General features: G+C 30.1%; 6 protein-coding genes. All 6 read right to left on the minus strand.

Translation table 11 applies throughout. The annotated features are described in order from the left end of the window. Positions 1-46 precede the first annotated feature (46 nt). The 6 genes from Q0049_RS15065 to Q0049_RS15090 all read right to left on the minus strand — a co-directional run bounded on the left by Q0049_RS15065 (position 47) and on the right by Q0049_RS15090 (position 14,016). Positions 47-3,520, minus strand: a complete 3,474-nt coding sequence (locus Q0049_RS15065; RefSeq protein ID WP_298121558.1) for a hypothetical protein — start codon at positions 3,518-3,520, stop codon at positions 47-49. Between the two features lie 38 nt (positions 3,521-3,558). Beyond that, positions 3,559-4,365 carry a glycoside hydrolase family 16 protein gene (locus Q0049_RS15070; protein ID WP_298121560.1) on the minus strand — a complete coding sequence of 269 codons (807 nt, stop codon included), beginning with the start codon at positions 4,363-4,365 and terminating at the stop codon, positions 3,559-3,561. 26 nt (positions 4,366-4,391) lie between these two features. Beyond that, positions 4,392-6,272: an Ig-like domain-containing protein gene (locus Q0049_RS15075; protein WP_298121563.1), complete on the minus strand. Its 1,881-nt coding sequence runs from the start codon at positions 6,270-6,272 to the stop codon at positions 4,392-4,394. A gap of 28 nt (positions 6,273-6,300) precedes the next feature. Beyond that, positions 6,301-9,420 carry a glycosidase gene (locus tag Q0049_RS15080; protein ID WP_298121566.1) on the minus strand — a complete coding sequence of 1,040 codons (3,120 nt, stop codon included), beginning with the start codon at positions 9,418-9,420 and terminating at the stop codon, positions 6,301-6,303. Between the two features lie 266 nt (positions 9,421-9,686). Continuing rightward, positions 9,687-12,503 (minus strand): triple tyrosine motif-containing protein, encoded by a 2,817-nt coding sequence (locus tag Q0049_RS15085; RefSeq protein ID WP_298121569.1) that lies wholly within the window; start codon positions 12,501-12,503, stop codon positions 9,687-9,689. A gap of 166 nt (positions 12,504-12,669) precedes the next feature. Further along, a complete protein-coding gene (locus Q0049_RS15090; RefSeq protein WP_298121572.1) occupies positions 12,670-14,016 on the minus strand; it encodes a T9SS type A sorting domain-containing protein in 1,347 nt (448 codons plus the stop codon). Positions 14,017-14,177 lie beyond the last annotated feature (161 nt).

The raw sequence follows: 14,177 nt of genomic DNA on the forward strand, positions 1-14,177 counted from the left end.
TTACATGATATGAAGAAGAATAATATGATGTAAATCAGATTCTTCATTATCTTAAAATAGTTGAATTTAAATACACTTCGACTAAAGCAATTTCATCAGTTCTATTAAATATTTTTTTGCTTTCCTCTACGTTTAATTCTAATGTTTCAAAAGTTTTTGTTGTTTCATTTTTATAGTGTAAAACGATTTTACTAGTTGTATTAATTTTATAAATAACTGGCACTTGACATGTTGTAAATGCTAAAGAATCTTTTTCAAGGTTCATTACTTTTTTTGAACCATCAACCATCACAAAAGTTACTTCGGTATCTTTCGATAAAAACTCCTCTTTTTTAAGAAAATTAGGTTGGAATTGTAATTTTCCATCTTTCATTTTTACACCTAATTCGCCTATTCGAGTTAGAACATCTTCTTTCACTTGACCAGTCATTCCTGGTTGTTGCGCGCCTTTTCCAAAAGGTGTATGCGAATAAGGATCAGTTGGGAAAGCACCATAAACATCTGGTGATTTATGAATTCCTATTCCTGCGCCGATTTCATCAAAATGATTTACTAAAGCATTAATAATATCTTGATTTTCATTATTTTCGATGGCATTATTAATAACTTCCATTACTGCCAAATGCAATTTAGAAACCATATGCCAATAAATTGAACCTAAACCTTCATAACCATAAAAAGTTCCTGAACGACCTGTAAAAGCTTTATGATTGAATACGTCTTCAAATATTTGCAGTACAGCATCTGAATCTTTTGAAACTAATTCTTTATAAACATTATTAGAAGCCAATTGATCTAAAGCATTTTTTAAATCGTTAGCATTATGAAAGTTACCATTAAAATGATAGTTTCCTTTAATGTCTTTATTGATTAATTGAAAGTTGTTATTATCTAAAAGTTGTTTCAATAAAACGGACTTCTCTACTTTATCTTTTGGGATAGTGTTTTTTTCTAAAAACTTTGGAAGTTCTTTATTTGGATATAAAATATAGCTGTTTTGATCTTTTCTGTACAAGGCACTTTTTCTTAAAGCATCCAAAACCTCTAAAGATTGTTCACCTGAAAGAAATCCTGAACTTAAAATAGCTACTTGACCTTCAAGCATTTCTGGCAAATAGGAAATAGAAACTCCATTATTTTCAATAGACATTAAATTGTATGCATGATACAACTTATCTTCCCTTTGATTGGCTTTGATAGAATGCTCGATGAAATCAATACTAACTTTAGTAAAATTCTTCAAACCTTGCATAGAATGCGTTCTCTTTTTACCCCAAAAACCGCTGTTGTATACTTGAAAACGATATTCTGAAGCGACTTGACCTAAAGCATTAAGTATTTTTTGTCTTTCTTCATTAGAGATTGAACTTAATAACAAATGCTGATTATCTAATAAAATTTGTCTTATGGCATGATAAAATTCTACCATTTCATTAGATATTTTGATGGTTTCCTGATTAGAATTATCTAATAATTGTTGGAAAAACTTCAAAAATCTTCTCAAATAATAAAGCGTAACCATTGAAACACCGTTACCTACCAATGCATTGTTAGCATCATTCCATTCTGGTCGTTGCGTATTCATCCAAATACCTGCTTCTGGAATAAAGTTTGACATTTTAGCCAAAACAGTAGCTAGTAATTTCTCAATTAAATTTACGTGATAAATTTCGTCGTTATTATCTCTTAGTAATGCACCATCAGCACCATTTTGTTTGCGACGTTGGTTAATTTTTGCATCCCATTCGTGATTAAACTCTATGGTATCCTTAGGATTTTTAAGAATATCTTTAAATGGTTTTATTGTGTAAGGAACTGCAGCATAAACGAAACACTCTTTATCAAAATAAGCGTTTAGTTTTCCTGGTTGGTACTTTTCAATAAATTCTAAAAACTTTAATAAGTAGATAATTTGATGGTCACCCCAATAACCAATGTATGACCAAGGATTATCTAGTTCGATAGTTTCCCAATCAAAACCATCTTTGGTAACACGATAAGGATTGTATCCATCAAAAGTTGAAGCGTTCAAAAACTTGTGAATCATTCCGTCAATAAACTCCGGATAAGCATTCGCTAAAGATTCCCAATTTTGAAAAATATCACGCCAATTTCCTTCGTAATCTAATATTTTAGAACCATCAATTTCACTTCTCGTATTAATTGAAAATTTGTTCCATGGACGACTTGGATCACCGTGTCTTCTACTAAATTTAAGCGGAAGATATTCGGTACAAAGGCGAACTAAATCCAAATTTTCAGTATTTGAAATTAATTGTTGAAGATGCGAATAATCAAAAGTTTCAGGTAAATCGTTTAAAAACTTACTTTCTTCTTGAAATAAAGTTTTATTTGCTTTTGCCATGTAATTTACAAAATCATTTTTTTCAATTTTGTAGTTATCATCAAAAATTCCACCACGCATGATGTTGAATAAAACATTTGAAAAATGACGTGTATCTTTACGTTTGTCTGCTGTGAATTGCAATCCATCAGCAGTTGCGTTTAGTGCAATAAGGTTTTGATTACCTAACTCAATGTCTTGAATTATTTGATTTTCGAGCGTTTTATCATTGCAAATAGCATCTGCTAATTGAATAACTTGTGCTTGATTTTGATTTACATTAGCAATAATCTTCCAAGATTTTGAGGATTTTTTTGTCAAAAATAAATCGGTTGAAACAAAATAAGCACCTTTTTCACCTTTAACATCGGTTTCTTGATTTACTTTCTGAAATTTTCTAAAATCAGATAGTTGCAAAGACGAAAGCAAATAAATTGGGTTGTCCAAACCTAAAGACCAAGCAATATTCGCTTTCAGCGCTTCACTTGGTTCGGCTTTATCAACAATAATGGCACTTAATGCAAAAATACCTAAACCACTTTCTTCGTGGAGTTCATTTCTTTTATAGGCATCAACTAAATTACTTGTAGTAGCTTGTAAATCACTATTCACTCCTTGAGGTAAAACATTTTGAATTCCATCAAGAAGTGTTATTTTATAGTCATTTTCAGAATCATTAATGAGTACAGCGTTTTTTACAAATCCAAATAAATTACTTGAACTCCATTGATATCTGAACGTAAGTTGAAAATCGTTGTGAATTTCTTCAAAAATGATTTTATTACCAAACTCATTTTTGTATAAATTTCGAGTTAAATTGTACTTATCGTTAAATCGTTCTGAAAAAGGTTCCCAAATATACTTTTCGTTGTTGTATTCAATTTGAAAAATAGATTTACTACCTGTAATATCAGCAAACTCAGTAATTTTATCATCGGTATAATATGGAAAAAGAGCAAATTCTGCATTTTTTCTTCCAGCAGTTAATCCTCCATTACTAGAAATAAACATCCAATGATTAGAGTCACTGACTATACTCATAAAGAATGGTCGCATGGAATCACTATTGGAAATTTTATAAAAATTTTCTCCATCAATTTGAACCATTTTCATGGAAATTGATTGATTTTCATTAACTGTTTTATCAAATATTATATTGGAATTGTTTTGGCTCATAAATAATGACGTAAGCTTTATATTTATTTAGGTTTTTATTATTCGTATACTCTTATGTAATCAACTAACATTGTTTGTGGGAATGTTGTTTCACTATTAGGTGAACCAGGCAAATTTCCTCCCACTGCAATATTTAGTATGATATAAAAAGGTTGATTGAAAACCCATTCTCCCGGAACATCAGCAGGTGTTATTTGATTGTATAAAACATCATCAATGTAATAATTGATATAGTTTTCATCCCATTCAATTCCAAAAACGTGAAAGTCAGTATCAAATCTTCCATTAGGAAGTGTGTATCCTTTAGAAATTGATTGTCCACCAGCATAACCTGGTCCATGAACTGTTCCAAAAACTCTAGTTGGATTGTTTCCTAAATATTCCATAATATCTATTTCACCGCATTGTGGCCAAACAACTGTATCTGAATTAGCACCTAACATCCAAAATGCTGGCCATATACCTTTACCCCAAGGCAATTTAATTCGAGCCTCAATTCTACCGTATTTTTTTTCGTATTTAGCTTTGGTTAAAATTCTTGCTGAAGTGTAATTTGAACCCATATAGGATTCGCTTTTTGCAGTAATTTTAAGCATTCCATCTTCAACTACCACATTATCAGGTCTGTCAGTATAATATTGAAGTTCATTATTTCCCCATCCACCACTGCCTGTTCCAATATTATAACTCCATAAACTTGAATTTGGAGCACCATTAATATCAAATTCATCACTCATTACAAGATTAGTTTTTGTCACAACAGTTTGTTTTTCATCTGAGTTACAAGCAAATAATGTTGAAAATACTATATATAAAAACAGATTTTTTGTTATATTTTTTTTCATTTGTGTTTAATTATATTAAAAGAATATTAATCTCTGAAGTAAATGTTATCTAGATAGATATCTCCATTTCCATCAAACTTAAGTTGGATTACATTTGAAAGATTTACAGGTGAAAAACTTGATAATGGAATATCAATACTATTCCAGCCACCAACTGAAGGTACAGTTAAAGTTACCGCTTTTTCAACTGGTCCAGGACTGATTAGATATACTTTTAAACTAGTTGAATTAGCACTGTAATAATCAAGATGTAAAAAGTTTTTAGATGCAACATTTTGAGGAGAACCTAACTGTAAACCTTGATAATTTAATCCAGCGTATTTCAATGTATTATTACCTGATATTGACACTTGAGAAGTTACAGTAGCTTGTCCCCAATTTGGATTCAAATCACTTCCTGCAATATTAGTGTATGCATTACTAAAAACAGATATTACATTAGCTGAAGGTGTTGTAGGTGTTGGTGCTGCAGTTGCGGGTACACTTGGTATAACACTTCCATCGTTATAAAAATAAATATTATCTGTATAAAAATTAGGAAGATTTGTTCCTTCAAAAATTATTTGACCTACATGTGCTCTTGATGATAATCCGGTCATGATAGTAAAAGGAATATTTATGCTTATCCAATTTGAAGAAACTAGAGTTGGAGCAGTGTAAGTTGTTGTATGCCCAGTGTCATTTCCACCACCAAAAACTCCGTCTGCACCAAAATCGACAACTCTTACTTTAAAATTAGTTCCAGCTGCTAATGTTGATGGAATATAAACGTCTAAGTGCAAATGTGACATCATTGTTGCATCAACTGTTGGAGAACTAAATTCAATTCCAACAAAATTAAAACTAGTATAATTCAAAATATTGTCACCACTTACTGTAAAATCAGCCGATTGAGTCGTTTGATATGGTTGCCAATATCCATTATAATAATTTACTGGAACATTATTGTAAGCATTACTAAAAATAGAAATCACTGATGACTGATTAATAGTTGGTGTAGGTGCACTTGTAAAAGTTCCTAAAGAATTAACAGTTAATGAACCAGTTGCGGCTTGATCACCAAAAGTAGCCGTAATCACTGCAGAACCCGCAGCCAAAACATTAACTACTCCTAATTCGCTAACGCTAGCGACTGTAGGATTAGATGATGTAAAATTTAAATAAGCAGGTGTTATTGAAACTGCCTGATTGCTTCCGTTTGGCATATTGAAAGTTGATAATAATCCATCAACATTATATGAAACTCCTATAAATGAAGTTTCAACTTTATTAGTACCACTATAAATTGAAGCTTGACCATGAGCAATAGTTCCTAATTTTTCAAATTTTAAATCATCAATCCAAAAAGTGTAACCTAAACCTCCTGTACCATTTGTACCAGCAGCATATCGGAACATTCCTCTTTCTTTTAATAATTTAGATGCATCAGGAATAGGAATAATAATTTTTGTCCAATTAGTTCCTACACTAACATTTCTAATAGTAGCCATGTATTTATTCTCAATAAAATCTTCACCAAAACCTAACTCATCAATAACAACACCTTGAGATGCTTTTACATAAAATGTAAGCGCATCAAAACCTGTTAAATTTCGTCCAGCACCATCCATTCTAAAAATTGCACCTGCATAAGTACCTTCAGAATCATTAGCATTTGGAACATCAAATCTTAAAGACGCATTACTATTGTATCCTTCCTCTCTATCAACTGACCAAGCAGTTGGTTTTGAACCGCTGTATGGGAAATAAAAATTAGTTCCCATTCCAATAAAATCATCTGTAAAAATGACACCATTCTTTGAATATGTTGCATCAGTAGCATCATCAGATAATTCTCTTTCACAACTTAAAATGGTAATAAAAACCAATCCTAAAAGAAGTGTGTTTTTTAAATTAATAATCTTCATATTTTTCATATTTCTCAATTTTTTAAAATTATTTTCCAATATTTATGTGAATATAAGTTCTAATCTCCCATTCTGTACCATTTCCAAATCCAACTGGACTTAAAACTGGAACAGCAGGAAATGTATTTTCTGGAACGTAGTTAGGTAAGTATCTTGAACCAGAGTTTTGATCTAATGAACGCCAAATACCCATAATTCCAATTCTTGTATCAGGTAAGACAAACCAATTTGGTTTACCAACTGATGTTGAAATATCTAGAGAACTTTGAACGGGAAAAGTTAAGTTAAAATCTCTATGGTAATCATATGGACCCCAATCATTAAACTTAAGTGAAGAAACTACTTTAACTTTTTTATAAATCATCCTAACGTCACCACCAAATCTATTTATTGTTCTTTCTGAATCACCATTTGCTTGTCCATTACCAAAATAAATATTGGCAATCACACCAAAATCTGAACTAAATTTAGAAACTATTCTAGTATTAGATTCCCATAAATCTTGAGCTGGAGCAGATCTTTCAAATGCAAATGGTGTTCTATTTGATAAAAAACCAATTGCAGCATCTTGTGTTGTTGGCAAATGTCTGTAAACAAAACCTGTGCTAAATGCAAATTTTGCATCTTCAACCATATCATTATTCCATTCATACATCCATGTAGCTGGAGTAGGATCATAGGTTAATAAAAGTTCACCTCCAACAGTTTTTCTATTTGCTCTGACAATAAAAGGATCATCTAAAATATTTCTTAATCTTCCTGGAGCATCAACACCATTAGGCATTGCTTCTACCAAAGGCTCTTGCCACAAGAAGTTAGGAGCAACTTGCAAATTAGAACTTACATTATAAGTAAAACCTGTTAGGAAGTTCATTTGATTTCCACTACCAGTATCTTTTAATCTCCAACCTGTAAAAGTTTGAGTTGCATCAGCACCACCATTAGCAACTAATCCCATAATAGCTCCTTGAGCATAAGCATTGAATTTTCCTTTAGAAAAAGTAATTTTTGCTTTTCCACCCCAATTGTCCTTATTGTTTACTTTATCAACTTTTACAACATCATTATCCATCATTTGGAATTCTCTTCCGTTTAATGGTTGTCCTCCCCAAATTCCTCCAAGTTCAAAACCAAAATCTTCAAGCTTAGTTTTAAAATGAACAGTAGTTCTTCTGGTTTTAGGTTGTGGAATAAATATTGAAGTTGTTGCTGAAGTTGAATTAGACAAATCTTCATGATAAACAATAGTTGCATCGAAAGCTCCTATTTTTCTACTATATTTAAGTAAGTATGCTGGATTTGCACCCCACCATAATTGAGGACCAAAAGCTGCTTTTAAACCATTTAAACTTCTTTTTCCGTCGATTTCAAAACCAAGAGTTTCTCCATTATATATATCTAAATTTGGTCCATAGTTTGCCTCTGGATATAGACCAAAAAAATCACCTTCATAACCCCAATGATAATGACCAGTTCTGTAGAAACCTCTTAACTCAAAATCTTTAGCGTTCCATTTGTATGATGCATTATAAATTTTAACTCTATTAACATCATCTGCTACAATTTCGCCTTCATCTGAAAGAAGGTTTTGAGCTCTACCTCTATTTTCGTAAAAAATTTCGTTAATAGGATTTTCAGCAACTCTACCTAAAATACTTACATTAATGTTTGCTTTCATATTTGCTGAAGGATTTCCTTCTACTCCAACAAAATATGATTCCATATGATCAAAACCTAATTTGTTAGGATATACATTTGTATCTGGATCATCATTATCTGGTGTAGTTAGTAAACTTCCTCCTGTATTGAACGTTGTAAATTCAGCTCTAAGATTACTTATTTTCAAAATATCTGAATCATTACTTGCCAATGCTGCTTTATCTGCTCTTGCTCTTAGAGAAGCATCCATAAGATTTGCTTCGTCAAAATGACTATTTATTGAAGCTTTACTTACATTTTCTGTGAAAGGATTAAACTTGTGAATATCTTTTAAAACATAGTAAGCTGATCTTGGATATAGTTGATAAAAACCTTTATCATTTGTTGGTCCTTTTGCACAAATACCAAACCATTCTTCATTCATATTATTTTCGCCTTCAACAAAATCTTTTTGATAACCACCATTTGACCATGATGCATTATTATCGTGTGTATCTAAATTTTTAGTTTGACCATATTTCCACCAACCATCACTAAACTGAAACGTAAAACCTCCCAAAGAATTTCCTGCTTTTCCCATTCCAGAAGCATTTTCATATATTTCTTTCCAGTTTGCTTTTAAGTAAAACGCTTGAGCATTTTGATCTTCCTGATTTGTAATAGCATTGAAAGCATCTGAACCAAACTCAGTAAATATCACTGGTTTACCATACTCTTTTTTTACTCTTTCAAATAAATCACCAAATGAAACTCCGCGGTAAACATTTGTTCCTAAGATGTCAACATCCTTACATTCCTCTGAAACGATATCAAGAAATAGTAAATCACCATTACATATTGCCATTGGATGATTACCATCAACAGCTTTCATCTTTAATACTGCCTCATTAAATAATTTGTACATAGAACGAGCTCTTGCGGTAGATTTTCTGTCTTTTACTGGTATATTTTCTGTCTCAGCTCCATCCCAAAACAAACCGTAGTTATTTTCATTTCCTAGAAGAAAAAGTAATAATCCTTTTGTATCCTTATAATCACTTGCCATTTGTGTAACCTCTTTTAGAAGAAGTTCACGTGTTTTAGCATCTGAGTATTCTGTATTAGGTTTCCAAACACCATCAATAGTTAAACCATATCTTCCGAAAGAGTGATTCAACATAGTGTAAATTCCATAATTGGTATTAATGTATTCAATCCATTTTTTTGGAATACCAGAATAAACACGAATGGTATTAACTCCCATATTTTTGAGCAATCCCATTTCATCATCAAGCGCTTGTTGAATAAAAGAATCTGATTGATTCCATAAACTGTAGGAGTAATTAGTTCCTATTGGAAAATAATCCCAATTCATTCCGTTAACAATAAAATCTTTACCGTTTATTGTTAATTTATGTCCTGAGTTATTTTTTTCAATTATTACTTTTTCAGTTTGAGAAAAAATACTAAGTGAACTGCAAAAAAATAATAAAAAAATAATTTTTTTCATTTGAAATACAAAATTTAGGTTAATAGTTTAAAATGCGTAATGTTTGGTTTTAATGATTTCATAAAAATACTAATGAATTTTTATACAATTGACAATAATAACCACAACAAAAAACATACAATTAAAAAAATAGATGTATAGTTCTGATTTTTATCAATAAAACCCTTTAAATAATACTATTCAGTAATTATTTTTTTAAACAAAAAAGAGTTCTCAAACGTTATTGTTGAGGAAATGTATAGGTAAATTTTAAATAAATTTTAACTTTATATTGACAAAATGTATTCAACCAAACCTTTTTCATGTGGTAAATCCATTTTTTTTCGCAAACGATATCGCTTTATTTCAATACTTCTTACTGAAATATTTAATAATGGTGCAATTTCCTTAGATGATAAATTTAATCTTAAGTAGGCACATAGACGTAAATCATTTGGAGTTAGTGAAGGATGTGCTTGCTTAATTTTCTTTAAAAAGTCTTTATCGGCAGTATCAAAAGCTTCTTTAAACACATTCCAGCTATCTTCCTCAGAAATATTTTTAGTAATTGTTGAAATAACCGACTTTATACTTCTGTTATTACTTTCGTCAGTAGATTTTTTCAAATCTTCTTTAATTAAAGATAACAATTCGTCTTTTTTAATTAAACTCATTGTAGACACAGCTAATTCTTTATTTTTTGCTTCAAAATCTTGTGATAATTGTTCATTCCTTATTTTCATAAGTTGTTGTTCGTTCTCAAGCTCTTTGATTTCTAATAGTAAATTATTTTCTTCTATAAGTTTTTCTCTCTGCTGATTGTAATAATTCTTATACAGTTTGTTTATATAAATAAAAGACATGATAATTAATAAACTATAAATCAAAATTGCAAAATTAGTAGCATACCATGGCTTTTTTATGGTAAATGAATAAGTTGCTAAATTATCATTTACAGAATTCGATACTCTTGATCTCACTTTAAAAACATAATCTCCTGGAGGTAGATTCTTAAAACTAACCGTTGATTTAGCATTCCATTCACTCCAACTATCTTGAAATCCATCCAAGCGATATTGGTACTCTGCATAAATATATTTATTATACTCAGGAACAGTATAACTAAACATTACATTATTTTCATCATAATGATAGGTTCCAACTTCTAAAAGTGACTTACTTTCTTGTTTTCCATTTAATTTATTAATACTTAAATCTGTAATCGATACCGTATGATTCTTAATACTTAAATCGTTTATATTTATTACATAGTAACCATCTGTAGTACCAATAAGATATTGATAATTAGAAAGCTGTGATATATTTTCATATCCTAACATAGAATTTGTCAAAGTAGATGGAATAGAAATAACATTCTTCTTCAAACTTGAATTCAATTTATTCAGGGTAAAATAATAAATGTAATTTTTGGAAAAAAGCCACAGTTTGTTAGAATTATCTAAAATCAACTTACCTGAATTGTATTCATTATTATCAAAAACACTACTTAATGACTTATCCTTTTCAAATAATTTAGTTTTTGGGTTTAACTTAAAAATACCTTCTTTATAAGCATAGTAAATAGAGTTATTAAATTTAGCTAATCCCGCATTTTTCCCTTTAGGCGGATTGGTATAAGTAAATAATTTTGAACATTTTTTAAAACTTCTATCAATTTGAAAACGAAAAATACCTTTATACTCATGACTTACATACATTTCATTATCATCTGTAAGTTCAAAATATTTTGATGAATAATTAAAACCCTCTATCTTGTTCTTGAAAACCCATTGATTATTAACCTTTTGCAAAACTGAAATACCATAATAATTTCCCTGAATTATTAAATCATTATGTTTAGAAACCATTTCAAATTTCCAAGTACCCGATTGAGAAAAAATGAGTTTAGAACTCTCATCATCAATTATAAAAGTTCCAGAGTCATGTCCGCAAAAAAGCGTATTATCATGAATAAAAAGCGACCAAACTTGACCTTTAGTGCCTTTGACAAATCTAAATTGCTCTTCATTCAAATAATCTTTACAGAAAAGACCTTGGTTTGTTCCAATGTATAATTTATTATTATGTACTACTGAAGTATAAACAGTACCCAACATACCTGTATCATCAGTATAACTTTTAATTGGAGATTGCAGATTGATACAGTTAATTCCATTATCTAATCCAATCCAGAGATTCTTTTCAGCATCTTCCATTAATGATAAAACAGTGTTGTTACACATACCTTTACTTTGGGTAATGTGATATTTAACTTTGCCTTCTTTTGTAACAATAAAAACACCATTTGAAATCGTTCCAACAGCAAAGCTTCCATCTGATAAAATTTGACTACTATAAATACTACTTGCGGCAATTTCTGAATCTGCATCGGTATTAAACTTAACTAAATTTCCATTTATAAGTTTATAAAATCCATTAAATTGTGTATGAATAAGTAATCCCTCATCAATAGAAAGAATATTAACAATTTTATTTCCTTTTAAAATTGAATTATCAGAAATCAATTTACTTGTTCCATTTTCAATTTCAAATAACGAATAATCAGTTGTTTGATAGTATATAGAGTTTGATGTTTTGAAAGACTTTAAAACTCCTTTCTTTGGAATAATAATTTTAAAAGTATGTACTTTTGTATCATAAATATAAATTCTGTTTAAAGATTGAAAAACTACCCATTGGTCATAACTAATTATATTCCAAAATTGTTCATCATCAAGAATCTTTGATTTTATTTTATTACTCAAAGAAGTATAACTTAAATGGCCATTACTTTTCCTTGTCCAAAATCCAAACTCCATGTAGCAACCTGTATAAATCTTATTTCCAATAACTTTTACAGATCGAATAATTGTCTCATTTGGTGATTTATATAGATTCCAATTTGAACCATTGTACTCCAATAAACCCTCGTTGTTAGCAAAATATATATAATGATTTTTATCTTGAGAAATCATCCAATTTTGATTTCCTGCGTTGTAAGTAGTGGAATAATATTTAACTATTGGAGGCAACTCTTGACTATAGCAAATTGAGTTAAGGAGTAACAAATAAAAAAAAACAATACTATATTTAATTCCCTTCATGTGATTAGAGTTTTCGTAAATAGTGCAAAACAATTATAAGGTAAATTTAATGTAAATAATGTTTTTATGTACAACTAATTAAAGTAAATTTTAAAAAAAACTACATGTAATAACAAAAAAAAGACTGTCTTTTCAGACAGCCTTTTCAAATGAAAAAAAACTAAACTTATTCTTTTATGAATTTTGTTGAAGAAACATTACCATCAATAATTGCATTAACAATATAAATACCTGATTGAAGAGTAGAAACATCAACAGATATTAACTCATTGTTTGAAGATGTTGAATATACTTTTTGACCTAAAAGGTTTGCAATTGAAATTTCTTTAGAATCGCCTACAGATTCAATATTCAAAACATTTTTAGATGGATTAGGATATAATTTTACTTTTGATAAATTAAAATCTGAATTAGATAAAACTGTGTTTTTGTGTAAATAAATATTATCATACCAAACATTGTTTACCATTGCTGTAGTAATACCAATTTGCGCAACGTCATTTCTTGCCAAATTACCTGCAACAACTCCTCCTAAAGCGGTAATAGGCACATCTACTGAAACCCATTGATTAGCAACAAGCTGAGGAGTAGTACCACCATTTGTATTAATCTCTAAAGCAGAGCTTTCAGATGATCCTCCATTAAAATTAACTAATTTTAAATTAAAAACATCACCAGTCAAATCTGTATCGGTTATATAATAGTCAAAATGGATATGAGTAAAACTAGTCAAATTCTGTCTATTTGTTTGAAAGTCAATACCATGACAAACAACTCCACTATTTTTTCTTAAAGTATTATTACCTGCAATTTGAACTTGAGTTGTTGCAGCACCTCCGCACCATCCAGCATCAAAGTTAGTCATTGCAATGTTTGAATATGCATCGCTGTAAATCGAAACAACATCAGCAGCTGGTCTAGCTGGTGGAGTTGGAGCAGCAACTGTAGGAGAAACAATACATGGTGAACATGATCCACCACAATCAATTCCAGTTTCTGTACCATCTTGTACGCCATTACTACAAGTATTAACAACTTCCACAACAGAAACATTGTCAATAAAAACATAACCTGTGGCAGCACCCATGTCAAAAATAACTCTATCACCAACAGCTTCGCCATAGTTTACAGTAAATTGATATGTAAAAGTTTGTGAAGTTGCTGTTAATGTTGATGTTGCTGTTAAAGCAATGTATGGAGCATTATTTTGACCTAGACCTACAATCATAGTTCTTGTACCAGTAGCAGAATCAGTAAAAGCATCAAAACTCAACTCATAAGTTTTTGTGTTTTCTAGAGCAATGTTTTGACTTAGATTTACATCGTAAGGATTTCCTACAGCCGTAACATTTGCTTGATTTACATAAGCTCCTGCTCCCAAATCAACAACATTTGCTGCATTACCAGTCCATGGTGCAGAAGTACCTGTCTGGAAACCACCATTTGATACTAAATTCTGTGAAAAAGAATAAGAACAAAGAATCAATGATAAAAAGAGAGTAATTTTTTTCATAAATAATAATTTTTAGATTAGAACATAAAGATAAATTAATATTTCAAAACTATTTTTTTGTCCAACTATATAAAAACTATACAAAAAAAAACACAACTATAACGATTGAATTATCTACTATATCAATGATTTGTTGGTATTAATTAACAAATTTTTATTTT

This window comes from Flavobacterium sp. (assembly GCF_027484205.1).
In the GTDB taxonomy this organism is placed as follows: domain Bacteria; phylum Bacteroidota; class Bacteroidia; order Flavobacteriales; family Flavobacteriaceae; genus Flavobacterium.